Source organism: Cupriavidus sp. Agwp_2, from assembly GCF_040784895.1.
Classification (GTDB): Bacteria; Pseudomonadota; Gammaproteobacteria; order Burkholderiales; family Burkholderiaceae; genus Cupriavidus.
In genome coordinates, this window is the sequence record NZ_CP088083.1 from 3379297 (window position 1) to 3405779 (window position 26483).

Annotated in this window: 20 protein-coding genes; 11 read left to right on the forward strand and 9 right to left on the reverse strand. The window is 67.7% G+C overall.

Translation table 11 applies throughout. The features are described 5' to 3' along the window. The first annotated feature begins 86 nt into the window (after positions 1-86). Together LPA45_RS15790 and dapB are read left to right on the forward strand one after the other, a co-directional pair. Positions 87-536 carry an Lrp/AsnC family transcriptional regulator gene (locus tag LPA45_RS15790; protein WP_029048352.1) on the forward strand — a complete coding sequence of 150 codons (450 nt, stop codon included), beginning with the start codon at positions 87-89 and terminating at the stop codon, positions 534-536. Between the two features lie 44 nt (positions 537-580). Next, complete coding sequence (dapB, locus tag LPA45_RS15795; protein ID WP_317922253.1) at positions 581-1390, forward strand: 4-hydroxy-tetrahydrodipicolinate reductase; 810 nt, start codon at positions 581-583, stop codon at positions 1388-1390. A 30-nt stretch (positions 1391-1420) separates the two neighbouring features. On the opposite strand, the gene LPA45_RS15800 is transcribed toward dapB, so the two are convergent. From LPA45_RS15800 to LPA45_RS15815, 4 genes are all read right to left on the reverse strand, one after another. Next, positions 1421-2173 (reverse strand): hypothetical protein, encoded by a 753-nt coding sequence (locus LPA45_RS15800; protein WP_317922252.1) that lies wholly within the window; start codon positions 2171-2173, stop codon positions 1421-1423. A gap of 242 nt (positions 2174-2415) precedes the next feature. Continuing rightward, positions 2416-3912 carry a chloride channel protein gene (locus LPA45_RS15805; protein WP_317922288.1) on the reverse strand — a complete coding sequence of 499 codons (1497 nt, stop codon included), beginning with the start codon at positions 3910-3912 and terminating at the stop codon, positions 2416-2418. 270 nt (positions 3913-4182) lie between these two features. Continuing rightward, a complete protein-coding gene (locus LPA45_RS15810) occupies positions 4183-5181 on the reverse strand; it encodes a Bug family tripartite tricarboxylate transporter substrate binding protein (protein WP_376790612.1) in 999 nt (332 codons plus the stop codon). Between the two features lie 49 nt (positions 5182-5230). Then, positions 5231-6724 (reverse strand): acyl-CoA synthetase, encoded by a 1494-nt coding sequence (locus LPA45_RS15815; protein WP_116320252.1) that lies wholly within the window; start codon positions 6722-6724, stop codon positions 5231-5233. 129 nt (positions 6725-6853) lie between these two features. Here LPA45_RS15815 and LPA45_RS15820 point away from each other — a divergent pair, with 129 nt between their 5' ends. From LPA45_RS15820 to LPA45_RS15830, 3 genes are all read left to right on the forward strand, one after another. Next, a complete protein-coding gene (locus LPA45_RS15820) occupies positions 6854-7762 on the forward strand; it encodes a LysR family transcriptional regulator (RefSeq protein ID WP_317922251.1) in 909 nt (302 codons plus the stop codon). A 156-nt stretch (positions 7763-7918) separates the two neighbouring features. Further along, positions 7919-8437, forward strand: coding sequence for a helix-turn-helix domain-containing protein (locus LPA45_RS15825; RefSeq protein WP_116320254.1), 519 nt, complete (start codon positions 7919-7921; stop codon positions 8435-8437). Continuing rightward, positions 8430-9788: an MATE family efflux transporter gene (locus LPA45_RS15830; RefSeq protein WP_116320255.1), complete on the forward strand. Its 1359-nt coding sequence runs from the start codon at positions 8430-8432 to the stop codon at positions 9786-9788. Before LPA45_RS15825 ends, LPA45_RS15830 begins: the two co-directional genes overlap by 8 nt. 253 nt (positions 9789-10041) lie before the next feature. Here LPA45_RS15830 and LPA45_RS15835 read toward each other — a convergent pair whose 3' ends face one another. From LPA45_RS15835 to LPA45_RS15850, 4 genes are all read right to left on the reverse strand, one after another. Continuing rightward, positions 10042-11484, reverse strand: a complete 1443-nt coding sequence (locus LPA45_RS15835; RefSeq protein WP_116320256.1) for an efflux transporter outer membrane subunit — start codon at positions 11482-11484, stop codon at positions 10042-10044. Further along, on the reverse strand, positions 11481-14666 hold the full coding sequence (locus LPA45_RS15840) for an efflux RND transporter permease subunit (RefSeq protein ID WP_116320257.1): 3186 nt from the start codon (positions 14664-14666) through the stop codon (positions 11481-11483). Before LPA45_RS15840 ends, LPA45_RS15835 begins: the two co-directional genes overlap by 4 nt. After that, on the reverse strand, positions 14663-15922 hold the full coding sequence (locus LPA45_RS15845) for an efflux RND transporter periplasmic adaptor subunit (RefSeq protein WP_116320258.1): 1260 nt from the start codon (positions 15920-15922) through the stop codon (positions 14663-14665). The genes LPA45_RS15840 and LPA45_RS15845 overlap by 4 nt, the downstream gene beginning before the upstream one ends. Positions 15923-16119: 197 nt before the next feature. Continuing rightward, positions 16120-18513: a carbohydrate-binding family V/XII gene (locus LPA45_RS15850; protein ID WP_116320259.1), complete on the reverse strand. Its 2394-nt coding sequence runs from the start codon at positions 18511-18513 to the stop codon at positions 16120-16122. Positions 18514-18880: 367 nt separating this feature from the next. On the opposite strand from LPA45_RS15850, the gene LPA45_RS15855 reads away from it, so the two are divergent. Next, a complete protein-coding gene (locus LPA45_RS15855) occupies positions 18881-20032 on the forward strand; it encodes a metallophosphoesterase (protein ID WP_116320260.1) in 1152 nt (383 codons plus the stop codon). Positions 20033-20180: 148 nt separating this feature from the next. Here LPA45_RS15855 and ettA read toward each other — a convergent pair whose 3' ends face one another. After that, complete coding sequence (ettA, locus tag LPA45_RS15860; protein ID WP_116320261.1) at positions 20181-21848, reverse strand: energy-dependent translational throttle protein EttA; 1668 nt, start codon at positions 21846-21848, stop codon at positions 20181-20183. Between the two features lie 137 nt (positions 21849-21985). On the opposite strand from ettA, the gene LPA45_RS15865 reads away from it, so the two are divergent. The 5 genes from LPA45_RS15865 (at position 21986) to LPA45_RS15885 (ending at position 26455) form a co-directional block, all read left to right on the forward strand. Beyond that, complete coding sequence (locus tag LPA45_RS15865; protein ID WP_010812270.1) at positions 21986-22210, forward strand: hypothetical protein; 225 nt, start codon at positions 21986-21988, stop codon at positions 22208-22210. A gap of 48 nt (positions 22211-22258) precedes the next feature. Further along, a complete protein-coding gene (locus LPA45_RS15870) occupies positions 22259-22756 on the forward strand; it encodes a M48 family metallopeptidase (protein WP_116320365.1) in 498 nt (165 codons plus the stop codon). A gap of 308 nt (positions 22757-23064) precedes the next feature. Next, positions 23065-23967 (forward strand): amidohydrolase family protein, encoded by a 903-nt coding sequence (locus LPA45_RS15875; protein ID WP_116320262.1) that lies wholly within the window; start codon positions 23065-23067, stop codon positions 23965-23967. Positions 23968-24007: 40 nt separating this feature from the next. After that, positions 24008-24922 carry an amidohydrolase family protein gene (locus LPA45_RS15880; RefSeq protein ID WP_367394637.1) on the forward strand — a complete coding sequence of 305 codons (915 nt, stop codon included), beginning with the start codon at positions 24008-24010 and terminating at the stop codon, positions 24920-24922. A 108-nt stretch (positions 24923-25030) separates the two neighbouring features. Beyond that, complete coding sequence (locus LPA45_RS15885; RefSeq protein WP_367394638.1) at positions 25031-26455, forward strand: UbiD family decarboxylase; 1425 nt, start codon at positions 25031-25033, stop codon at positions 26453-26455. Positions 26456-26483: the final 28 nt, after the last annotated feature.

Here is a 26483-nt window from a genome sequence, read left to right on the forward strand (position 1 = left end):
TATGGATATCGGCCGCGACGGAATGAAGGCACAAGAACGACGAAAACCCGCCATAATCGAACGAAACGACGAACCTGCCTGACGTTATGACCGAACTCGACGTGACCGACCGCCACCTGCTGTCGTTGCTGCAGGCCAACGCGCGCGAAAGTGCCGCCAACCTCGCCCGGCAGCTCGGGATCGCCCGCACCACCGTGGTCGCCCGTATTGCCCGGCTGGAGCGCAGCGGCGTGATCGCCGGCTATGGCGTGCGCCTGGGGCAGAAGATGGAAGACAACGTGATCCTGGCCTACTGCGGCCTGTCAGTGCAGCCCAAGGCCGCGCCGGCGATCCTGCGCGCGCTGCAGCGGCTGCCGGAGATCGAAGAGGTCAACTCGGTCAGCGGGCCGGTCGATTACCTGGTAGCGATCCGCTGCGACACGCACGACCGGCTCGACCGGTTGCTGGACGAGATCGGCATGCTCGACGGCGTCAACCACACCACCACCTCGATCGTGCTGGCGCGCAAGCTCGACCGCCGGCGCGCTGCCGGCTGACGCGGTATGCTCGCAGACCGAACAAGCCAAAGCGGAGATATCCAATGAGCAATACGATCCGTGTCGCCGTGGGCGGCGTGACCGGCTGGGCCGGCGGTGAACTGGCGCGCGGCGTGGCGCATGCCCCCGACATGGCACTGGTGGCAGGCCTGTCGCGCGGCGCCGCCGGCCAGCCGCTGGCGCAACTGACCGGCCATGCCGATACGCCGGGCGTGGCCGCCGCCAGCATCGACGCGCTGGGGCAGACACCCTATGACGTCTATGTCGAGTACACCAAGCCAGCCGTCGCCAAGCACAACATCCTTCAGGCGCTGGCGCATGGCGCGCACGTGGTGGTGGGCACCTCGGGGCTGACCGACGAGGACTACGCCGAGATCGACGCGGCCGCGCGCAAGGCCGAGCGCGGCGTGCTGGCTTGCGGCAATTTCGCCATCACCGTGGTGCTGCTGCAGAAGTTCGCCGAGATGGCGGCGCGCCACCTGGAACATTGGGAGATCATCGACTACGCCAAGGCCGGCAAGGTTGATGTGCCGTCCGGCACGGTCCGCGAGCTGGCATACCGGCTCGGCCAGGTCAAGACCGCCGCGCAGGCGGTGCCGGTGGACCAGGTCAACGGCCCGAAGGAAACCCGCGGCGCCACCATGTCGGGCACGCAAGTGCATGCGGTGCGGCTGCCGGGCTACCAGCTCGGCGTGGAGGTGATCTTCGGCGCCGACGGCCAGCGCCTGCACCTCAAGCACGAGGCCGGCGACGGCTCCAAGCCCTATGTCGCCGGCGCGCTGCTGGCGATCCGCAAGGTCCACACCGTGCGCGGCGTGGTGCGGGGGCTGGACAAGGTGATGGAAGGGCTGTGACGGCCAGAGACGGTCACAGCCTCGCCTGGCTTACCAGCTGCCGGGATTGACCGGCTTGGCAGGCGGCTTGGCGGCCGCCTTTTCGGTCTTTTCAGGCTTTTCAGACTTATCAGCCTTGCCCTTCGCCGCCGGCGCCGACGCGGGGTTCAGCTTGCCGGCCACCTCGGCATCCTTTTCGGCCATCAGCTCGCGCGCCTGCGGCAGCAGCATCTCGATGGTGCCGGTGGCGGGGTCTTCCGGCATCGCGTACAGCTCAACGGTCAGCGGCCGCTTCATCCAGCCGGCATGGATCGTCTTGACGGTCTTGCCGGCCTTGTCGCGCATCTCTTCCTGTTCCTGGCGGAACGGCTTGCCAAACAGCACGTTGAGGCTGTCGACGGCGGCCTGCTGCGAATTGGCGCCGGCGGTCGGCACTACCAGGCCGACCAGCGCATTGCGGTCGACAAAGGCCAGCACGTGCTGGCCGTCCATGAAGCCGGGGCGCTTGTCGCGCGGCACGCCCACCTGGCGCATCAGGCCGTCGCCCTTCAACTCCACGCAGAAGGCGGTCACGTCGCGGCCGTCGGGCGAGCGCTTGTCGGCGCAATCGGGCAGCGCGGGCAGCGGGTTGCCGATCTCGAGCATGCCCAGCAGCGGCGACAGTGCGCTGTTCTCGGTGCTGTTGGCTGCCTTGGCGGCCTTGGGTTCTGCAGGTGCGGCAGCGGGCTTGGCGGCGGGAGCGGCAATGGCGCCGGCGGCGCCCAGCAGGCCGGCAAGCGCCAGCCCGGCAACGGAAAATTTCAAATCAGACTCCTGGAAAACGGCTCCGGGTTGGAGCGCGCCCCGGCCGGGATGTTCCTCGGGTGCGGGTGCGGCGCCAGTCACGCATGACAACGGGGCCGGTGGCATGGGTGCCGCGCAAGCCACCCGTAAGCCACCGGATGCCTGCGGATCGGGGCGAGCGCTAGCTTAACCGATCGCCCCGGCGGCTCCTGCACATGCGGCGATAATGCGGCGACAGGCTGCGGCGCCAGGATGCCGCCCCGTCAAGCCGGCGCCTTGCGCACCAGTGCCAGCGCTTCGCGCCGGAACGCGTGGCCGGCCTGATGGTAGAACGGATGCGGCGAGAACTGCCGCGAGATAAACGAGGCCAGCAGCGATGCCGCAAGCAGGTACACGGTCAGGTCCTGCGTGCGCGTCATCTCCATCACGATCACGCTGGCGGTGATCGGCGCCTGCGTGGCCGCGGCCAGGAACGCCGCCATCGACACCAGCGCCAGCACGCGCGGTTCGGCCATGCCGGTGACGAACTGCGCCACGTTCTGGCCGATGCCCGCGCCGATGGCCAGCGCCGGGGTGAAGATCCCGCCCGGGATGCCAGCAAAGTACGACGCCACCGTCGCCACCAGCTTGGCGATGCCAAACCACAGCGTGGCATGCGATTCGCCGTTGATCAGCGCCGCGGCCTGCTCGTAGCCGGTGCCGAAGGTGGCGCCAGCGGTCGCCACGCCGAGGACGGCCACCACCAGTCCGCAGCCGAACGCGACCCACACCGGATGCTGCGTCGCCCAGTCACCCCAGCGTGCGGGCAGCAGCCCGGGCACGCCGCCCGCCAGCGCCTTGGCAAAGAAGCCGCCCAGCACGCCATTGAGCAGCGCGCACACCAGCACCGGGCCCCACGCGTTGCTCAACACCAGCATCGGCACCTTGACCACGAAATACGGGTTGTTGCCCAGTACCGCCAGCGACAGGAAGCCCGCGGTCAGCACGCCCGACAGCACCAGCCGGTCCCAGCGCACCGCGGTGCCGCGCCCCAGTTCCTCGATGGCGAAGACCACGCCGGCCAGCGGCGTATTGAATGCGGCCGCCAGCCCGCCGGCCGCGCCCGCGGCGATCAGCGCATTGGGATGGAAGCCAATGTGAAAGCGCAGCTTCTCCTGGCACCAGCGGCCCCACGCCAGCATGCCGGCGGCGCCGATCTGCACCGATGGCCCTTCGCGGCCCACCGAGGCGCCGGCCAGCAACGCCAGCGTGGTCAGCAACACCTTCCACATCGATTGCCGCAATGACACCAGCAGCGTCTGCGCCGGGCCATTCGGGGGCAGCGTGACCGCCGCGATCACCTGCGGGATGCCGCTGCCGCGCGCCTGCGGCGCGAAGCGGATGGTCAGCCAGCGCAGCGCGGCCAGGCCGAACGGCAGCATCACGAAAGCCAGCCACGGCGTGGCCTGGGTCAGATGGTGGTTCCAGCGCAGCGCCACCTCGGCGATCCACGCGAACACCAGCGAGAACAAGCCGACGCAGCCGGCACCGAACATGAACACCGTGTAGCGCAGCGTGGTGCGCGATATGCGGCCGGCCTGGCGCGACTTGCGCCGCGCGGCGACGCGGGCGCGGCGGCTGAGTTCATTGATGAGGCGGGGATCGGGGGGCCGCGCGGCAGGGTCAGGCTGGGCCGGGGCGCCCGGCCGCTGCGCCGGCTCCGTGGACGACGGATCGGCGGAATCGGGATCTTTGGGATCGGTGGGCTCGCGCTCGGTCATGACACTGGGGCGTTGCTGGGCCATCCGGCGCGGGCGTTGCTGGCGCGGCCGGCATCAGCGATGAACTATACGCCCAACGTTGCGGCGTGGGCCAAGGGTGGGCGGTGGCATGAGCGCTCCCCTCTCCCGCGAAGTGGGAGAGGGGTTGGGGGAGAGGGCCAGCGTGTCAACGAAGTGGAGCGGCATCGTGCTTGCCATGCGCCCTCCCTCTCCCCCGGGCCCTCTCCCGCAAGCGGGAGAGGGGAGCAAACCTTCTGAAAGCCAGCGTATTCAATCCAGCGAAATATTATTCGCCCGGATCACCTTCCCCCAATGCTCACGGTCCGCCTCGATATAGCGGTCGATCTCTGCCTGCGTGCGCGGCGGCTGCACGATCAGCCCGAGCGCGCTGAAGGTCGCGCGGAACTGCGGGTCCTTCAGCACGTGCGAAGCGGCTGCCTGCAGCTTGGCGACAGCATCAGGCGGGGTCTGCGCCGGCACCGCCAGCCCGAACCAGGTAGCGGCCTGGAAATCGGGATAGCCGCTCTCGGCCACGGTCGGCACATTGGGCAGCACCTCCAGCCGGGTGCGACCGGTGACCGCAAGCGCCTTGAGCTTGCCGGCCTTGATATGCGGCAGCGACGTGCTGACCACGTCGACCATCAACTGCACGTCGTTGGCAAGCAGCGCAGCCAGCGCCGGCGCGCTGCCGTTGTAGGGGACGTGGGTAACGTTGATGCCCAGTTCGCTCTTGAGCATCTCGGTGGCCAGCTGCAGGGCGTTGCCGAGCCCCACCGACGCATAGTTGAGCTTGCCGCCCGCCGACTTCGCGTAGGCCGCGAACTCCTTGATGTTGTTGGCCGGCACCTGCGTGTTGGTCACCACCACCAGCGGCGCCTCGGCACCGATCGTGAAGATCCTGAAGTCCTTGGGCGGATCGTAGGTGATCTTCTTGTACAGCATCGGGTTCAGCACCATGCTGCCGTTGGTGGCCAGCACCATGGTGTAGCCGTCGGCGGGCGCACGGGCCACGCTGTTGGTGCCGATCATGGTGGCGGCGCCGGGGCGGTTTTCCACCACCACGGTCTGGCCAAGCTGGCGCGACATGCCGTCGGCCAGCGCGCGCCCGAACTGGTCGGTCGAGCCGCCCGGCGTGTACGGCACCACCAGCTTGAGCGGCCGGTCCGGATAGGCGGCCAGCGCGGCGCCGCCCCACAATGCCAGCGCGCATCCGGCGCCGGCTGCCATCGCGGCGAGCCAGGCCCGCCGTCCTCTTCTGTCCTTGTGCATCGCGTCTCCTCGTGTGGTTATCTCTGTATTGCCGCGCTGCCCGGTGGACTCAGACGCGCCGCTGGCGGCCTTCCCAGTATCGGTCACGCAGCCGGCGCTTGGCGAGCTTGCCGGTCTCGTCGCGCGGCAGCTGCGGCTCGATCACGATGCTGCGCGGCACCTTGAAGCCCGACAGCCGCTGGCGCAGCCATTCGATCACCTCGGCTTCGCGGATTTCCACGCCGGGCATCGGCTGCACCATGCCGAGCAGGCGCTCGCCGTACTCGTCGTCGGGCACGCCGAACACCACGCAGTCGGCCACGCCGGGATAGCGCACCAGTTCGTGCTCGATCTCGGCCGGGTAGATGTTGACACCGCCGGAGATCACCATGTCCGAGGCGCGGTCGCAGATAAACAGGTAGCCGTCGGCATCGACGTAGCCCATGTCGCCCAGCGTTACCAGTCCGCCGCGGTCGATCGCGCGGCGCGCGGCGTCGTTGTTGCGGTAGCTGAAGTCGGGATAAGCGGGCTGGCGCACGTAGACCAGGCCGATCTCGCCCGGCGCGCACTCGCGGCCGTCTTCATCCAGGATGCGCAGTTGCGCGTCATCGACCGGGCGGCCGGCGGTGCCGGGGCGCGCGGCGGCGTCTGCCGGCGTGGCCACGGTGATCATGCCGGCCTCGCTGGAGGCATAGGTCTCGTGGATGATCGGGCCGAACCAGTCGAGCATGGCGCGCTTGACCTCCGGCGCGCACGGCGAGCCGGTCGAGGCCACGAAGCGCAGCGACGACAGGTCGTACTTTGCGCGCACCTCGGGCGGCAGCTTGAGCAGGCGCACGTACATGATCGGCACCAGGTAGATCACGTCGATGCGATGCTTTTCGACCAGCGCCAGCACCTGCTCGGCATCGAAGCGCGGTGTGATCACCAGGCGCTCGGCCATCTGCAGCGCGTTCTGGATAAACGAGCTTGGCGCGCTGTGGTACAGCGGCGCCGACATCAGCGCGCGGCAGCCCGGCTCGAGGCCGTAGGTCTGCCGCACCAGCGAGCGCGCGCGCTCCTGCTGCGCTTCCAGCTGGTCCAGCGGGACCGGAGCGCGTATCACGCCCTTGGGCCGGCCGGTGGTGCCTGAGGTGTAGGCCATATGGCCGCGCGGTGCCACGCGCGGACCATCGTAGGCGGGCTGCTGCGCCAGCCAGCCTTCATATTCGATCGCGCCCTCGGCGCTGCCGCCGACCGACAGTACGGTCATGCCCGCGGGCACCGCGTCACGCACCGCGGGCAGCAGGTCGGACTGGACCAGCAGCACCTTGGCGCCGCTGTCGGCCAGCAGGAAGCGCACTTCCTCGGCGGTGAAGTGCCAGTTGATCGGGCAGTAGTAGCAGCCGGCGGTGCGGCACGCGTTGACCACGTCGGCGTAGGCGGGATCATTGCGCAGCAGCACCGCGACCACGTCGCCCTGCTGAACGCCCAGCCGGCGCAGGCCGCCGGCGAGTTGCGCGCCGCGCGCCACCAGTTCGTCGGCGGTGCGGTGCATGTCTTCAAACCAGAGGTCCGTGGCCATCCGTTGTCTCCCTTTCTCGCTGAGCTGACTGACAGCTTGCCACTGTATCGGCGCGGCCCTGCATCGACAATCACGCGCAGCGGAATCACAATGTTGCGCCAGATTCGACAATCCCACAGGCAATCCCGGATGGACCTCAACCTGATCCAGGCCTTCGTCGACATCGTCGATGCCGGCAATCTTGCCGAAGCGGGCCGGCGGCGCGGCGTCACGCGTTCGCAGGTCAGCCGCCAGTTGCGCGAGCTGGAGCACCAGGCCGGCGCCCAGTTGCTGCGCCGGACCACACGTCGGCTGGAGCTGACCGAGCCCGGCCATGCGCTGTACCAGCACGGCGTACGCATCCTGCAGGAGGTGACTTCGGCGCAGGCGGAGATCGACAGCCTGGGCAAGACCTTGCGCGGCCATGTGCGCGTGAGCGTGCCGACCGGGCTGGGTGACGCCTATATCGCGCCATTGCTGCTGCGGTTCGCCAAGCTGCATCCCGGAATCACGCTGCGGGTGTTCTTTGCCAACCGGGTCAACGACCTGATCGCGGCCGAGATCGATGTGGCGCTGAAGGTCACTTCAACCCCGCCGCTGGACCACGTGGCACGGGAAATCTGCGACATACGCTGGCAACTGTACGCATCGCCAGAGTACCTCGCGACCATCCCGCCGGTCCGGGTGCCGCCGGACCTGGCCGGTTGCAGCTTCCTTTGCCCGCCCTATACGCCGCGCCAGTTCGCACTGTCGCTGTACCGCGAAGGCCAGCGCGTCGACGTGGCGCTGACGCCGACGCTGCAATCCGAGCACTTCCTGTTCCTGGCACGCGCGGTGCGGGAGGGGCATGGCATCGGCCTGCTGCCGGCCTATATCGGGTGGGAAGAAGTGCGCGCTGGCGAACTGGTGCCGGTACTGCCGGACTGGCGCCCTGAGGGCCTGGGCAACCGGCTCTTCATCATCACCACGCCCAACCTCCATCCGTCGATGGCAACGCGGGCGCTGATCGAATTCATGCGCGACGAACTGGGCAAGCTCGAAGTCTTCGCCGCCCCCTGAAGGCCGACCTAGACGTGCAGCCGGCCCCACGCCGGGAGCGGAATGGCCGATGATCGAACGAAATTGCGCGAGGTCCCGGCTAACTGGTGAACGAACTTTCATTCTGCAAGCTATGCTTCAGAACACTTGCAAATTGAAAGTAAGGCCGAACCCGCCATGCCCACCCCAACCGATTTCACTTCGATGCCCTGCCCGGTCGCCCGCTCCATGGCGGTGCTGGGCGAGCGCTGGGCCATCCTGGTGCTGCGCGAGGCCTTCTACGGCAGCACGCGCTTCGACGAGTTCGAACGCAACCTGGGCATCGCCCCCAACATCCTCAGCGCCCGGCTCAAGACGCTCGTGTCGCATGGCCTGCTGGCCCGCGTCACGCCAGACGGTGGTGGCCGCCACGTCTACCAGCTGACCGACAAGGGCCGTGACTTCTTCCCCGCCTATGTAGCGCTCAAGGCCTGGGCCGACCGCTGGATGACCGATGAAAAAGGTCCGCTGACGCTGCTGCAGGACCGTCGCACCGGCGAGGAAATCGCCGAGCCGGAGCTGGCACGCGCGGACGGTACGCCGATCACGCTGGACGACGTGCGCGTGCTGCCCGGCCCGGGCGCCGGCCGCTTCCTGCGGCGCCGCTTCGGCGAACCCGAGACCATCGGCCACGACGCGGAGCACGGCCATGAGTGAAACCCGTGCCTTGCCTGCCGGCACTGTCCCCACCGAGACCGTCCCCGCCACCGAACTCGCCCGGCGCATCGGCCGCCTGGCTGGCCCGACCGCGCTGATCGCGGTGCTGCAGGCCGTGGGCCAGCTGATCGAAACCTGGCTGGCCGCGCGCCAGGGCACCGCTGCGCTGGCCGGCTGGGCGGTGGTGCTGCCGTTTGCGCTGCTGCTGCAACAGATGTCGACCGGCGCCATGGGCGGCGGCGTGGTCGCGGCGATCGCGCGGGCGCTGGGCGCCAACAAGCGCGACGAAGCTTCGGAGCTGGTGATGCATGCGCTGCTGATTGCGGTCACGGCGGGGCTGGCCTTTGCCGTAGTGCTGGCCGGCTTTCCGCGCGGCGTGCTCGGTGCCGTGGCCGGCGCCACCGCCGCCGAAGCCGCTGCCACCTATGCGATCTGGCTGTTCGGCGCGGGGGCGATCCCGGCATGGCTGGCCAATACGCTGGCCTCGGTGCTGCGCGGCGGCGGCCGCCATGCGCTGGCGGCGCGTGTGCTGGCGCTGATGTGGGTGGCCTTCCCGGTGCTGGCGTGGCTGCTGGCCGAACCCGCCGGGATGGGGCTGGCCGGCATCGGCGCGGCGCTGGCGGCGGTCTCGTGGGCAGCGGCGCTGGCGATGGCGATCGTGGTCGCGCGCGGCGGCGCGGGTTTCGTGCCGGTGTTGCGGGTGCGGCCATCGTGGGCGCTGTTCTCGCGCATCCTGTCGGTGGGGCTGGTGGCGTGCGCGCTGGCTTCGGTGGCCAACCTGACCACCATCCTCGTCACCGCGCAACTGCGCCACCATGGCACCGCGGCGGTGGCCGCCTACGGGATCTCGGCGCGGCTGGAATTCCTGATGATTCCGCTCGCGTTCGGCGTGGGCTCGGCGCTGACGGCACTGGTCGGGCGTGCGGTCGGTGCCGGCGACTGGCATACGGCGCGCCGCACCGCCTGGGTGGGTGCCTTCCTCGCGTTGCTGATCGCGGGGACGGCGGGCGCAGCGGTGGGGCTTGCGCCAATGCAATTTGCCAGCCTGTTCAGCAGCGATGCCGAGGTGATCGCCATTGCCGCGCGCGCGCTGTCATGGGTGGGGCCGGCGTTTGGCGGCTTCGGGCTGGGCATGGCACTGTACTTTGCCTCGATGGGTGCCGGGCGCATGCGCTGGCCGGTTGCGGCGGGGCTGTGCCGGATCGCGCTGGCCGCCGGCGGAGGCTGGGTGCTGGCCAATGTGTTCGGGATGGGGCTGGACGGGCATTTCCTGGGGGTCGCGCTGGGCATTACCGCCTATGGCGTGGTGACGGCACTGGGCGTCAGGCAGGGGGAGTGGTCGGCGCGGTAGCGATGCCTTGCGCATACCACCGCTTTGCTCCCCTCTCCCGCCTGCGAGAGGGGCCGGGGGAGAGGGCGGGACTGTCAAAAGCTGACGTCCCGTGGGTTAAAACCGAAGGCCTTGCCTGGGGTGGTGCCTGGCTAGACCACCCCTCTCCCCAACCCTCTCCCCTGAGGGGCCTGAGGGGAGAGGGAGAACACCTTGCCTGGGCTAGCTCGGGCGGCTTGGGAGCACCCAAAACCGTCGGCTTCGGCTCTGGTTTTCACCTCGCCAACACCTTCGCATCCCCCTGCATCCCCGCCTCGCGCACGGCCTGCGGCACCGACGGCCAGCCGCCGCCCAGCGACTTGTACAGCGCCGCCGTGCTGGTAAGCACCTCGACCTGGCCCTGGATCGCCGCCAGTTGCGCATCGAACAGCTTCTCGCGCGCATTGGTGACCTCCAGGTAGCTCGAATACCCGCCCTCATACCGGGCAAATGCCTGGTCGGCATAGATAAACAGGCTCTGCTCCTGCCGGCGCAGGCTGCCCAGCCGCGTGCGGGTCTCGACGCCATTGGCCAGCGCGCTGTTCACATCCGCCAGCGCTGCGAGCACCGTGCCCTGGTAAGCAAACATGGCTTGGCTGCGCTGCGCGGACGCGGTCTGCACCTGCCCGCGGATGGCGCCGCCCTGGAAGATCGGCTGGGTCAGCCCCGCGCCGATCGCCCATACCCGCGACGCGCTGTCCCACAACGCGCCCGGCGACGCCGCCACGGCGCCGAACAGGCCGCTCAGGTTGACCGCTGGCAGGTAAAGCGCCTGCGCCGCGCCCAGCTGCGCATTGGCGGCGATGGCGATCTGCTCGGCCTGCAGCACATCGGGCCGGCGCGAAAGCAAGGCGGCCGGCAGGTCGGCCCCGACCGGCGGCGCCTGCAGCTCGTTGATCGGCTTGCCACGCTCGATCGGGCCCGGCGGCCGGCCCAGCAGCACCGACAGCGCGTTCTCGGTCTGCGCAATGCTGGCACGCAGCGGCGGGATCGAGCCCTCGGCCACGTAGTAGTCATTCTCGGCCTGCGCCAGTTCAAGCTGCGAAATCACGCCGCCTTCGTAGCGCTGGCGGAAGATATCCAGGCCACTCGCGCGCGACGCCAGCGTCTGCTGCGCGACGTCGAGCTGCGCATCGAGCCCGCGCAGCGTGGCATACCCCTGCACCACGGAAGCCGCCAGCGCCAGCACCACGCCGCGGCGCGCGTACTCGGCATTCCACAGGCTGGCCTCGGCCGCCTCGGCCTGCCGGCGGATGCGGCCCCACAGGTCGATTTCCCAGTTGGCGTTGGCCAGCAGCTGGTAGGTGTTGCCGGTGCCACTGCCGAACTGCGTGCTGTTCAGGCTGCCGATGCTCTGGCGCGCGGCCAACGCGGAAAGATTGAGCTGCGGGAAAAAGCCGGCGCGCGCCACCATCAGCTGGCCACGGAATTCGTCGATGCGCGCGGCAGCGATGCGGATATCGTAGTTGCCGGCCAGCGCCGCATCCACCAGCGCATTCAGCACCGGATCGTTGAACTGGTTCCACCAGTCGCTGTCGGCGGCGATCGCCAGCGCGCCGGTGTCGAGGCGGTACTGCGCCACCTCCGGGGTTTCCGGGCGCTGATAGTTGGGGCCGATGGCACAGCCGCCCAGCGCTGCCGCCGCGCTGGCCGCCAGCATCCACGCGCGCGGTCTCATAGCGTTTCTCCGGCAGACGGCGCGGTGGGTGGAGTGGTAGGTGGCTGCGGCGCATCGCCGGCCTTGGCGGCCTTTTTGGGCTTGCCTTCGGACATGCGCTCCAGGCCCCAGAAGAACATCGGGATAAAGAACAGCGCGATCACCGTCGCCCCGAGCATGCCGCCGATCACGCCCGTGCCGAGCGATTGCCGGCTGGCCGCCGAGGCGCCGCTGGCGATGGCCAGCGGCACGCAGCCCAGGATAAAGGCCAGCGAGGTCATGATGATCGGCCGCAGCCGCAGCTTGGACGCGTGGATGGCAGCATCGTAGGCGCTGAGCCCTTCCTTCTCGCGCATTTCCACCGCGAACTCGAAGATCAGGATCGCGTTCTTCGCCGCCAGCGCAATCAGCACGGTCAGGCCGATCTGGAAGTAGACGTCGTTCTCCATGCCGCGCATCAGGATGCCGAGCAGCGCGCCGAACAGCGCGAACGGCACGGCCAGCAGCACGCCGAGCGGCAGCGACCACTTCTCGTACTGCGCCGCCAGGATCAGGAACACCATCAGCAAGGCAAAGGCGAAGACGTAGACCGCGGTGGAGCCGGCGGTCTTTTCTTCATAAGCCTGGCCGCTCCAGGCATAGGCGTAGCCCGCCCCCAGCACCTCTTGCGCCACCTCCTCCATGGCCGAGATGGCCTGCCCCGAGCTGTAGCCCGGCGCGGCGTCGCCCATGACCTTGGCGGCCGGGAAGTTGTTGAAGCGTGTGACGATGTCCGCCCCCGGCACATACTTGGTGGAGGTCACCGCCTTGATCGGCACCATGTCGCCGTTATGGTTGCGCACGTAGACCTTGTCGAGGTCTTCCGGGCGCGAGCGGAACTCGGGCTCGGCCTGCAGGATCACCTGGAACAAGCGGCTGTTCTTCGGGAACTGGCTCACGTAGAGCGAGCCGAACATAGTCTGCAGCGCCGAATAGACGTTCTCGACCGGCACGCCCTGGGTCTCGGAGCGCTCCCGGTCGACTTCGACCAGGAACTGGCGCGAGCGCGAATTGATGGTGGAGTTCACGCCGGTCAGCTCCGGCCGCTGGCGGGCCTTGGCGATGAACTCGTGGACCTTCTGCTCCAGCTGCTGGTAAGTCCCGTCCGCGGTGCTCTGCAGCCAGAACTCGAAGCCGCCGGTGGTGCCCAGGCCCGGGATCGAAGGTGGATTCAGCGGGATCACGACGCCGTCCTGGTAGCGCGAGAATTCCCGCATCGACTTCTGGATCAGGTCGGCGGCGGACTCGCCCGCGCCACGTTCATGGAAGCCCTTGAGCGTGATGAACAGCGTGCCGGCATTGGCCTTGTTCTGCGAGTCGATCAGGCTGTAGCCATCGACCGTGGCCACCGATGACACGCCGGGCTGCTTGGACAGCCAGGATTCGGCCCGGCTCGACAGCGTCTGGGTGCGATCCAGGCTGGCCGCGTCCGGCATGACCACCGCGCCGAACAGATAGCCCTGGTCCTCCACTGGCAGGAACGAGGTCGGGATGCGCATGAACATGACCACGCTGACCGCCACCATCGCCAGGATGATGGCGATCGACATCACCGTGCGCCGGATCACGATCTGCAGCGACCTGTCATAGCCGGCAATGAGCCGGTCGAAGGAATTGTTGAACCAGGTGAAGAAGCGGTTCTTCTTGTGCTGGCCGGGCTTGAGCAGGATCGCCGCCATCGCTGGCGACAGCGTCAGTGCCACCACGCCGGACAGCACCACCGACACCGCGATGGTGATGGCGAACTGCTTGTACAACTGTCCGGTGATGCCCGACAGGAACGCCACCGGGATGAACACCGCCAGCAGCACCAGCACGATCGCGACCACCGGGCCGCTGACCTCGTCCATCGCCTTCTTGGCCGCCTCCTTGGGCGGCAGGTTGAACTCCGTCATGTTCCGCTCGACGTTTTCGATCACCACGATCGCGTCGTCGACCACGATGCCGATGGCCAGCACCATGCCGAACAAGGTCAGCATGTTGACCGAGAAGCCAAATGCGCTCATGCCAACGAAGGCGCCGATGATCGACACGGGCACGGCCAGGATCGGCACCAGCGTGGCGCGCAGGCTCTGCAGGAACAGGAACACCACCAGGATCACCAGGATCACCGCGTCGCGCAGCGTGTGCACCACCTCGTCGATCGACTCCTGCACGAACTCGGTGGTGTCGAGCGCGACCTCGTACTCCAGCCCCGGCGGAAAGCTCTTCTTCAGCTCCACCAGCGTGGACCGCACCTGCTTGGCCACATCCAGCGCATTGGCCCCCGGCTGCTGGTACACCGCCAGCAGCGTGGCGGTCTTGCCGTTGTAGCGGCTGCGCAGCGAGTAGTCCTTGGACCCGAGCTCGGCGCGGCCGATGTCCTTCAGACGCACCAGCGCGGCGTCGCCGGACTGCGCGCGCAGGATCATGTTGTCGAATTCGGCCGGCTCGGTCATGCGGCCCTTGGTGGCGATCGGGAAGGTCTGCTGCACCGGCCCGGTGGTCGGCGACTGGCCAATGCGTCCCGCGGAGAACTGCTGGTTCTGGTTGGCGACCGCGTTCTTGACGTCCTCGGTGGTGATGCCCAGCGACGCCATGCGGTCCGGCCGCAGCCAGATGCGCATGGCGTAGTCCGGGCTGCCGAAGATGGACGACTGGTTGGCGCCCGGAATGCGCTTGAGCGCATCCAGCACGTAGATATTGGCGTAGTTGCCGACGAAGGTCTGGTTGTAGCTGTTGTCGGGCGAATAGATGGCAATCACCATCATGAACGCCGACGACCGCTTCTGCACGGAGACGCCCTGTGCCGTCACGGCATCGGGCAGCGTGGGCAGCGCCAGGTTGACGCGGTTCTGCACATCCACCTGCGCGAGCTCGGGGTCGGTGCCGATCTCGAAATAGGTGGTCAGCGTCAGGTCGCCGGTCGAGGAACTCGTCGAGTTCATGTACATCATGCGATCCGCGCCGTTCACCTGCTGTTCGATCGGCGCGGCCACGTTCTGCGCCACCACCTCGGCGCTGGCCCCCGGGTACCGGGTCGTGACCGTGATGGACGGGGGCGTGATATCCGGGAACTGGGCGATCGGCAGCTTTGTCAGGGCCACCAGGCCGCCCACCGTGATGATGATGGACAGCACCGATGCGAAGATCGGCCGGTCGATAAAGAAATGGGCAAGCTTCATGGCTTGCTCCCGGTGGAGCCCGCTGCCTGCTGCGCGCCTGCTCCTGATGCAGCCGATGCAGCCGATGCGGCCGATGCAGCGGCAGGAGGCTCGCCAGCCGCGGGGTGGACACCGCTGGCCGCGCCGTGCGCGGCCAGCTCGGTCGCCGGCACGGCCTTGACCGGCGCGCCCGGCATCAGGCGCAGCAGACCGCTCACCGCCACGCGTTCACCGGCCTTCAGGCCCGAGCGCACCACCCAGTTGGAGCCGGTCCATTCGCCCACGTCGACCACGCGCTGCTGCGCCTTGTTGTCCGGGCCGATCACCCAGACCGTCTGCCCGCGCGGGCCTTGCACGATGGCTTCCTGCGGCACGGCAATGGCCTGCGTGCGCATCGCGCCATGCACCTTGACCCGCACAAACTGGCCCGGCCTCAGCGTGCCCTGCGGATTGGCGACCTCGGCGCGGACCAGGTAGGTGCCGGTTTCCTGGCTGAACGAGGCGTCGGCGAAAGCGATCTTGCCGTGGTGCGGAAACTCGGTCCCATCGGCCAGCACGATGACGATGTCGAAGGCTTCCTGCGCCGGGTACCGGATGGCCCCCGACTTCTCCGACGAACGGATCGACAGCACCTCGTTCTCGGACAGGCTGAAGTTGACCCACATCGGACTCAGCTTGGCGACATAGGTCAACAGGCTGTTGGTGGTATCGATATAGGAACCCACCTGCCGCTTGGCAAAGCTCGACAGGCCCGCCACCGGCGACTTGATCGTCGTGTAGCTCAGGTTCAGTTTGGCATTGATCACATTGGCGCGCGCCTGCTCCACCGCGGCTGCGGCCTCCTGCTCCTTGCCGGTGGCGTCATCCAGGTCGCGCTGGCTGAGGGCATTGCGCGCCGCCAGCGGGCGCACGCGGTTCAGGTCGGCGCGCGCGGTGTTCAGCCGCGCCTGCTGCTGCGCAAGTTCGGCCTCGGCCGCCTTCAGCGTGGCCTCGAAGGGCTTGGGATCCATCAGGAACAGGGTCTCGCCCGCCTTGACCAAAGCGCCTTCCGTATAGACCCGCTTCTCCAGGAAGCCATTGACCCGCGAGCGTATCTCCACCTGCTGCGAACTCTGGGTCTGGCCGACGAAGTCAAATATGAGCGGCACGTCTCGCAGCGCCACGGTGATGACGCCCACCTCGGCTGCCGGCGGCGCCACCGCTTCCTGTTTTTCCTTGCCGCATCCCGCCACCAGCAGCAGGGCCAGCAGGCCCGCCACGCCGCGCCCGTTGAGCATTGTCCTCACAAAACCTCCTCCGCTAGCAACCATGGCCGCCCCCGATGCCGGACGCAGCGGCGCGCGCCGCCGATCCTGTGCCTGTTCAGGCAGGTTAAGGCGCGCTCATGGACGCGCCAATTCAATCTTTCTTGTGCCCGTGTTTACTCATTTCGACAGCCGGGACGGGGCTGGTGGCTATGGTCCGAGCACCCGCCTCAGCGTCGGAATCCGCCATGGAAGCCACCCCCGCCCCGGAAGCCACCGCCCCCGCCACCGCCAAAGCGCCCCGCGCCCTGCCAATGCTGCGCCATGCCCTGCCAGCGCTGCTGGCCGACCTCGCGTGCCTGGCGCTGCGACTCCAGCCGGCTGGTGGCGTCGCTGTTCGGCTGCACCGGTTCCCAGCCGCCGGCGGTGTGCTTCTGCCAGCCGTCGTCGGTGTGCTGGTACACGGAGCCGTCGTGGCCGGCATAAACGTTGCCGTTGTTCCACACTACGGCGTTGTCCTTGCCCGGGTTGGCAACAAAGCCTCGGCTGGCGGCGCTGTGCTCGCCGGTCTGGGTGTTGCCGGCAATGCCGGCCTCGCCCGCGCCGATGCGGCCGGTCTGCGCGTTGTAGCCCGCCGCCTGGCGTCCGGCCGCGTAGTTGCCGGTATAGGTGTTGCCGGCCACGCCGCCACGCGCGGCCCCTTCGCTGCCGGTCGACGGATTGGCGAACGAGCCCTGGCGGCCGGCCGCGTAGTTGCCGGAATACGGGTTGAACGCCGCGCCGCGGCTGCCCTGGTAGCGCGCACCGGTCGCCGGGTTGAAGCCCGAGGCCGCGCTGCCGCGCCATTCGGTGCCGGTCCACGCGTTCCAGCCCTGCGCATGCGTCACCGTGCCCTGGCCCCAGCGGCCATAGAAGTTGGCCTGGTTCACGTTGACGTAGTTCCAGTTATACGGGGCGCCCCACCAGTACGGCCCCCAGTACGGCGACGCCGCGCCCCAGAACGCGCCCGCGGCGAAGCCGAAGGCAAACCCTTCGGCCATGCCGACGCCGAAGCCGGCGCCGTAGCCGTAGGTGACCGGGTAGCCGTAATAGACCGCGCCGACATAGGGCGGATACACATAGCCGGTGCCGTACACCACCGTGCCGTCGGGGCTGACCACCACGCCCATGTAGCCCGGCGTGTAGCCGACCACGACGGTTTCCGGCGTGACCGAGTAGATCCGCACATAGGTCACGTAGTAGAGCGGCGAGGTCGGCGGGATGGTGTAGATCGCCGACGGCACCTCTGTGGCGACGCGCCACGGTCCCGACGGTGCGGGCGCCGTGAACCAGACGCCATTGGCAACCGCGTAATAGTGGCTGGCATCGACCTCGATCACCGGCGTGCCGGTGTTGGCGGCATAGCTGAGCGAGGTGCCGGTGATCGGCGTGAAACGCGGCGTGCCGTCGTAGGCCACGGTCAGGCTGGCCTTGCTGCGCGAGACCGTGGCGGTCTGCGGGATGGTGGCGGCGATCTCGGCTTCGCGCGCCTGCGGCGTGCCCGGCACCGACACCAGCACGTTGGCCTTGGGATCGGTGGGCGGGATCCTGGCAAAGTCGGCCGGCAGCTCGCGGCCGGGCACGTATTCCCACGGCCCGGTCAGCATCGGCGCGCGGAACCAGCGGCCCGACAGCAGCACGTAATACTGGTTGGTGGCCGGGTCGACGAAGATGGCGTGATCGGCATTGGAGACCGTCAGCAGGCCCACGCCACTGACCGGCATCATCTGCGGCGCGCCGCTGGTGATGACCAGCTCGGTGGGCCGGGTGGCGAAAACGATAGCCGGCGCCCGCGCCGGACGCTTGCCGTCGGCGGGCAGCATCGCGTCCGGCTTCATGCCGGCGGCGGCCTTGGCGGCGGCATTCTCCAGCGCCTTCGGCACGGCGGTGATGGCCTCCCATGTGCCGCCTGCGGATTCGGAGCGGTACCAGTAGCCGGCGGCCTTCAGGTACAGCTCGCCGCCCGACTCGCGCAGCAACAGCGCACGGCTGTTGAGCGCGCGTTCATATTGCGTGCCGGGAACGGCGCGCCAGACCGGGTCGCCGTCGACCAGCACCAGCAGCGTCGGCGTGGTTGCAAACAGGATCTGCGGCCCATCGTTGCGGACCGGCACGCGGCCGGCTCGGGCGAGTTGCTGCGACACGGCATAGCTGGCCTGCAACTGGTCCAGCGGCACGGTCAGGCCGTTGGCCGGCAGCCGGGACACCAGCGCCTGGCGCACGCGGTCGACGGCGTCGGGCCTGGTCGGGACTTCCACGCTGTCGATGCGCAGCGCACTCAGCTGCACCAGCCCGGATGGCTTGTCGATATCGGCGGCGGCCGAAAAATGCACCACGCCATAGGTGGGCGAGCCGCCCTTCTCCCCTACGGCCACGGCGGCACGGCCCGACAGGCGGTTGCCATCCCAGGTCTCGACCTGCGGCTGGTACAGCTCGACATGGTCGTTGGCGGCGTCGAAATTGCGAGGCCAGGCCAGCGCTGCGGCCGAAGCCTGCGGCGGCGTAGCGGCCTGCGGCCCGAGTGGCGCAAGCGCGAGCCATGCCGCCACGATCAGGGCGCTGGTCTGCTTGAGGCGAAAAGGCATGGATCTCTCCGACGTGGAGGGCACGATGCTGCACAGCAATCGGCCCATGCTGCGAATCTAAATTAGGCCGGACAGGCGAACAATTGCATTTGAAAACATTCAGGGCGCTTGCAAAAAAGGACAGATCAGACCGTCACCGGGGCCGCCTGCATGCCTGATCCACCACGCCCTGCGGCGCCTGTTGGTTAGAAGACACTGAGCCCGCAGTGACGCGGCGCCTCAAGACGCAATGCGTCGTTGCGTCCGCCGGCAGCGGCCCGGTGTGCATCTTGCTTGGCTTGCCGGACGCCTTACACAGGCCACCGCCCTTGAAGCGACCGCGTCACGGCCTCATCTCCAATGTCTCCCTGGCTACCGCCGCGCCCCCATGCCCCCTCGCACCACGATCCTGACCGCCGCGCTGATCACGGCCCTGCTGCACGCCTACATCGGGCTGCGGCTGTTGCCGGCGATGCCCGTGCCGATGCTGGTCAAGACGTTTGCTGTCATCTGGCTCGCCCTGTCTTGCGCACTGCTGCCCGCCGGGCTGCTGGCGCGGCGCTTCAGCCAGCCGTGGGGGGACCGCATCTCCTGGATCGGCATGCTGGCAATGGGATTCTTCTCATCCCTGCTGGTGCTGACGCTGGCGCGTGACATCGCGCTGGCCGCCGCCTGGCTGGCCGGCAAGCTGCTCGGCTGGCAGGCCCCCGGACTGGTATCGGGCAGCGCGCTCGCCGTGCCGCTGCTGGCGCTGCTGGTCACGCTGGCCGGCTATATCAACGCCCGCCGCGTGGCGCGCGTGGTCGAGGTCGACGTGCCGGTGGCCGGCCTGCCCGAGGCACTGCACGGTTTCACCATCGCCCAGATCAGCGACATCCACGTCGGCCCCACCATCAAGCGGCCCTACCTCGACCGCATCGTCGACCGCGTCAACAGCCTGCAGCCCGACGCCGTGGCCATCACCGGCGACCTGGTCGACGGCACCGTGCGCGAACTGTCCGCGCACACCGCGCCGCTGGCGCGGCTGCAGGCGCGGCACGGCAGCTACTTCGTCACCGGCAACCATGAGTATTACGCCGGCGCACAGCCGTGGATCGACGAACTGCGCCGGCTCGGCCTGCGCGTGCTGATGAACGAGCACGTGGTGCTGCAGCACGGCGGTCACCCGCTGGTGCTGGCGGGCGTGACCGATTACTCCGCCGGCCGCTTCCATGAAAGCCACCGCAGCGACCCGCACCGTGCCATCGCCGGCGCTCCCGCGCAGGCTGGCGTGCGCGTGCTTTTAGCGCATCAGCCGCGCACGGCAGTGGCCGCGGCCGAGGCAGGGTTCGACCTGCAACTCTCCGGGCATACCCACGGCGGGCAGTTCTGGCCCTGGAACCTGTTCGTGCCAATGCAACAGCCGTACACCGCGGGGCTGGTGCGGCATGGGGCGATGTGGATTTATGTGAGCCGGGGGACGGGGTACTGGGGGCCGCCAAAGCGGTTCGGGGCGCCGTCGGAGATTACGCGGTTGCGGTTGGTGCGGGCGCAGGACTAACCCGCGCGAGCGGTTTGCACCCCTCTCTCACTGCGCTGGGGAGGGGAGAGTTCACGCGTGGCGGCAGCGTGCCGGTGCGCTCGCGAGCGTTACGGCCATAAAAAAACCAGGCCCGCAGACCTGGTTTCCTTTCACACTCAGCAGAACCTCACCGCGCGATCGGCTTATACCGGATCCGCTTCGGCTTGGCTCCTTCCTCGCCCAGCCGCTTCTTCTTGTCTGCTTCATACTCCTGGTAGTTGCCCGGGAAGAACTCCACATGCGAGTCGCCCTCGAACGCCAGGATGTGCGTCGCGATCCGATCCAGGAACCAGCGATCGTGCGAGATCACCATCACGCAGCCGGCGAACTCCAGCAGCGCGTCTTCCAGCGCGCGCAGCGTTTCCACGTCGAGGTCGTTCGACGGCTCATCCAGCAGCAGCACGTTGCCGCCGGCGATCAGCGTCTTGGCCATGTGCAGGCGGCCGCGTTCACCGCCCGACAGCGTGCCGACCTGCTTCTGCTGGTCGCCGCCCTTGAAGTTGAAGCGGCCGATATAGGCGCGCGACGGGGTTTCGTAACGGCCAACCGTCAGCACGTCGGCGCCGCCCGAGATCTCTTCGAACACGGTCTTGGTGCCGTCCAGCGCATCGCGGCTCTGGTCGACAAAGGCCATCTTCACGGTCGGCCCGATCTTGATCTCGCCGCTGTCCGGCTGTTCCTTGCCCGTGAGCATTTTGAAGAACGTCGACTTGCCGGCGCCGTTCGGGCCGATGATGCCGACGATGGCGCCCGGCGGCACCTTGAAGCTCAGGTTTTCGATCAGCATGCGGTCGCCGAAACCCTTGCTGACGTTGTCGAACTCGATCACTTCATTACCCAGGCGCTCGCCCACCGGGATGAAGATTTCCTGGGTTTCGTTGCGCTTCTGGTAGTCCTGGCTGTTCAGCTCGTCAAAGCGGGCCAGGCGCGCCTTGGACTTGGCCTGGCGGCCCTTGGGATTCTGGCGCACCCACTCCAGTTCCTTGTGCAGTGCCTTCTGGCGCGCCGATTCGCTGGCCTCTTCCTGCTTCAGGCGCGCTTCCTTCTGGTCCAGCCACGAGCTGTAGTTGCCCTTCCAGGGGATGCCCTGGCCGCGGTCCAGTTCAAGGATCCACTCGGCGGCGTTGTCGAGGAAGTAGCGGTCGTGGGTCACGGCCACCACGGTGCCCGGGAAGCGCGTCAGGAACTGCTCCAGCCAGTCCACCGATTCGGCATCCAGGTGGTTGGTCGGTTCGTCGAGCAGCAGCATGTCGGGGCGCGACAGCAGCAGGCGGCACAGCGCCACGCGGCGCTTTTCACCACCGGAGAGATGTTCGATCTTCGCGTCCCATGCCGGCAGGCGCAGCGCGTCGGCGGCGATCTCCAGCTGCAGCTCGGCGTTGTTGCCGTCGCTCGCGGCCAGGATAGCTTCGTACTTGGCCTGGTCGGCCGCCAGCGCGTCGAAGTCGGCGTCCGGCTCGGCATAGGCCGCATAGATCTCGTCGAGCTTCTTGCGCGCCTCGAACACGCCGCCCAGGGCTTCTTCCACCGACTCGCGCACGGTCTGCTCGGGGTTGAGCTGCGGTTCCTGCGGCAGGTAGCCGATGTTCAGGTTGGGCATCGGCGTGGCTTCGCCCTCGATCTCCTTGTCGAGGCCAGCCATGATCTTGAGCAGCGTGGACTTGCCCGAGCCGTTCAGGCCCAGCACGCCGATCTTGGCGCCGGGGAAGAACGACAGCGAGATGTCCTTCAGGATGTGACGCTTGGGCGGAACGATCTTGCCCACGCGATTCATGGTGAAAACGTACTGTGCCATGGGTGCGTGTTGGTGTTGGTGCGGGAATGGCGGGAGTGTATCAGGCACGCCGGGGCACGCAGCCGGCCCCAGCCAGCTTTGGCCCCCGCCGGTACAATGGCAGGTTCGATTTCCTGCTGACTTTCCAAGCCATCGCCATGAGCAAACCCGCCTTGACCCTGAAGTTCAAGTGCAAAAAGTGCACGAAACCCGTCACGCTGTACCTGCAGAAGACGTCGGCGTGCTCGCACATCACCCCGTACCAGGGCTTCTGCAAGTGCGGCGAGATGATGCGCCATGCCACCGGCGACAAGGACGCGGTCGAGTCCTTCGTCAATTCGCTGGACAACAGCTGGATGCATCACCATCACCACCACCACTAAGCAGTGGCTGCAGTGACCGAAACCTGGCGCCCCGCCGGCAAGGACCCGATGCGCTTCCTGGGCGGCTATCCGCCCGAAGTGCTCGACCAGGTGCGCGAGCTCGCCGCCGCTGGCCGCCTGGGCGACCATCTGTCGCGTCGCTATTCGCAGCGCCACGCCGTGCAGACCGATCGCGCGCTGTACGACTACGCCACCGAACTGAAGCAGGAATATCTGCGCAGCGCGCCGCCGCTGCACAAGGTCGGCTTCGATGCCACGCTCGACTCGGCCCACAAGGCCTTGGGCCTGCACACTGCCATCTCGCGCGTACAGGGCGGCAAGCTGAAGGCCAAGAAGGAAATCCGCGTGGCCTCGCTGTTCAAGGAAGCGCCGCCGGAATTCTTGCGCATGATCGTCGTGCACGAACTCTCGCACCTGAAAGAGAGCGACCACAACAAGGCCTTCTACCGGCTCTGCGAACACATGGAGCCGCGCTACCACCAGCTGGAGTTCGACACGCGCCTCTGGCTGGCGTGGCGCGAACTGGAGCGCGCGCAGAAGTTGTAGCGGCACGCGCTTCGTGCAGCGCAGCACACAAGATTCTTGACGACCCCGCGCGCGCCTATGTATAACGAGCGCGTGGGTAGAAGCGGTCGATTGGACAGCAGCGGTGCAATGCCGTGAGGTCCAACTGGAGATTGCTCACTGACGGAGTGTTTTCGTCGGTGGCGCAGTGGTCCAACGCTCCCCTGACAAAGACTCCCGAAAGCAGCATGCGATAACGATCCGGCCCGGAAGCCGCATGGTGTTGCGCGCGCCTTTCCGCCCCGATCCCCGCATGCGTGTCCAACCTAGTCATTGTTAGGGGATCTCCCATGATCATCGACACCAGCTGTTATCCGACGAACCTCGTCGACCTGGCCTGGCGCCACGACGGCGACCCGTTCACCGGCGAGCGCCTGATCCAGATGATGGACGGCCCGTTCACCATCAACGGCAAGCCGCGCCGCATCGACAAAGCCTTTATCCAGCCCCCGCAGGGCAACACCATCTACACCTACACCGACGGCGTGAAGTCCGGCAGCGAATCGATCGATGCCTACATGGCCTACACGGTCGAAATGGTGCAGAAGTACCCCGACCGCTTTATCGGCTGCTTCGTCTACAACCCGCGCTGCGGCGTGGAGCACGGCGTCAATGCGATCGAGCATTACGTGAAGAGGCTGGGCTTCAAGATGGTCCAGTTCCAGGCCAACATGCACGCCTACCGCCCGGACCGCGCGCTCGACTGGCTGCGCCCGGCGCTGCAGAAATGCGCCGAGCTGGGCGTGATGGTCAAGCTGCATACCGGCGACGGCCCCTACAGCATCCCGACCGAATGGGTGCCGATGATCAAGGAGTTCCCGACGGTGAACTTCATCATGGCCCACTTCGGCGTGCAGACCGGCGGCGTGTATTGCTTCGAGCCGTTCCAGATGGCGATGGACATGCCCAACGTGTACTGCGAATCAGGCTGGTGCCTGCAGTCGCGCATCGTCGAGTTTGCCAAGGTGCTGCCGAAACACAAGATCCTGTTCGGTTCCGACACGCCGCCCAACGAGCCCGGCATGTGGCTGCGCCTGCTGGAAGTGCTGTGCTTCGAGCCGCCGCAGGGCCTGAACCTGGATGAAGACACGCTGGAGGACTACCTGGGCAACAACGTCGCCCGGATGATCGGCCTGGAGCCGACGCCGGTCCCGCGCACGCTGGAAGAAGCGAAAGCGCGCCTGGCCGCCTGACCACGTCAGCGCCAACGACAACGGACTCCGGAGACAAGACATGATCATCGACACCCACCTGCATCCCACCAACCTCGTCGACGAAGCCTGGCGCCACACCGGCGAGCCCTTCACCGGCGAGCGCCTGCTCAAGATGATGGACGGCCCCTACATGATCAACGGCAAGCCGCGCCGCATCGACATGGGCTTTATCCAGCCGCCGCCGGGCAACACCGGCTACCGCGACGGCAACCGGCGCGGCCGCGAAGGCATCCGCGACTACATGGCCTACGTGGCCAGCCTGTGCCAGAAGTACCCCGACCGCTTTATCGGCAACTTCACCTTCAACCCGCGCTGGGGCCCGGAAGAAGGCGCGCAGGAGCTGGAATTCCATATCAGGGAATACGGCTTCAAGATGCTCAAGCTGCATGCCAACATGCACGGCTACCGCCCCGACCGCGCGCTCGACTGGCTGCGCCCGGCGATGAAGGTCTGCGCCAAATACAACATCGTGGTGCTGATCCATACCGGCGACGGCCCGTACACGATCCCGACGATGTTCTACCCGGTGATCCGTGAATTCCCGATGGTCAATTTCATCATCGGACACTTCGGCATCCAGACCGGCGGCAACTATTCGTTCGAGGCGTTCTGGATGGCGATGGATACGCCCAACGTGTATTGCGAATCGGGCTGGTGCTTCCAGTCGCGCATCGTCGAGTTCGCGCGCCAGCTGCCGCGCGACAAGATCGTGTTCGGCACCGACACGCCGCCGAACGAGCCCGGCATGTGGCTGCGCGAGCTGGAAATGCTGTGCGGCCCGGCGCCGCAGGGCATGGACCTGGACGAAGACGGGCTGGAAGACTACATGGGCAACAACATCGCCCGGCTGGTCGGCATCGAGCCTACCGCACCGCCCAGGACGCAGGCAGAGGCGCAGGCGCGGCTGAAGGATACCTACGCCAGCACGCGTTAAGACCTAGCTGTTCCGCAGGCAGGCATGGCACGGCGGCCGGGGAAATCCCAACTTCCCGGCCGCCGGGGCAGCCTTCGCCCTGGCCGACCCTGACCACAGGAGCCATTCATGAACTCGCCTTCAGCGCCCTTCGTTCCCACGTCGGGGCGCAAGCCTCTCCACGACACCTCTCAGGATTTCCACCAGTTCCTGGCCGCCTACCGCGAGGCCTTTCCCGAAGACGTATTGCATATCCGCGAACCGGTGGGCTCCGACCAGGACGCCACCGCGCTGGTGTGGGCGCTGGCCGCGCAAGGCCGCCATCCCGCGCTGGTGCTCGACCATGTCGACGGACTCGGCGTCCCGCTCGTCACCAACCTGTTCGCCTCGCGCGAGCGCGTGGGCCGCATGCTCGGCGGCGTGCCGCCCGCCGGCATCCATGCCGAATACCAGGCACGCAGCCGCCGCATGGTGGCGCCGCGCGTGCAGGACAGCGGCGCGGTGACCGGTCATGTCGAGACTCGCCATATCGATCTCCACACCATTCCCGCGATCAGGCACTTCGCCAGCGACCGCGGGCCCTACATCACCAATGCGATCCTGATCGCCGAGGATCCCGATACCGGCATCGGCAACGCCAGCTTCCATCGCTCGATGCTGCATTCGCCAACCGAGATCGCCACCAGCCTGCATTCGCGCGGTCACCTGTGGCGCATGCAGCAGCGCGCGGCGCAGCTGGGCAAGCCGCTGCCGGTGGCGATGGTGATCGGCGCGCATCCGCTGTTCATGCTGGCGGGCGCGGCACGGCTGCCGTTTGGCGTGGATGAGCGCCACGTTGCCGGCGGATTGTTCGGTGCGCCGCTGGAGGTGGTGCGCACGCCGCGCTATGGCATCCTGGTGCCGGCGCATGCCGAGATCGTGCTGGAAGGCGTGATCGACCCCGAGGCGCGCGTCGATGAAGGCCCGTTCGGCGAATTCACCGGCTATTCGTCGGACCGATCCACCAACAACCTGCTGCACGTGGAAAGCGTGATGCGCCGTACCGACGCGTGGCTGGTCGACGTGGTCGGCGGCAACTCGGCCGAGCACCTGAACCTGGGCCGCATTCCGCGCGAATCAGAGATGGTGGAGAAGCTGAAGGAGCGCTTTCCCAGCGTCACCGCCGTGCATTACCCGAGTTCGGGCACGCACTTCCACGCCTACGTCGCGCTACGCCAGAGCCGGCCCGGCGAAGCGCGGCAGGTCATGCTCGGGCTGCTCGGCTGGGACCCGTACCTGAAGACGGTGGTCGCGGTGGACGAGGACGTCGATATCACCCGTGACGAGGAAGTGTTGTGGGCGATGGCGACGCACTTGCAGCCGCATCTCGATGTGGTGGTGGTCGACGGGCTGCCGGGCAGCGCGCTCGATCCTTCCGCTTCCGGCGCGGGCACCACATCGCGCATGGGGCTGGATGCGACCCGCGGCCCCAACTTCGACGGCGTGCGCGCGCGCATCGACGCCGCCGCGATGGAACGTGCCGACGCGCTGCTGGCCCGCCTCGGCGTGCCGTAGGAGATAACCGAGGGGATAACCCCGGGAT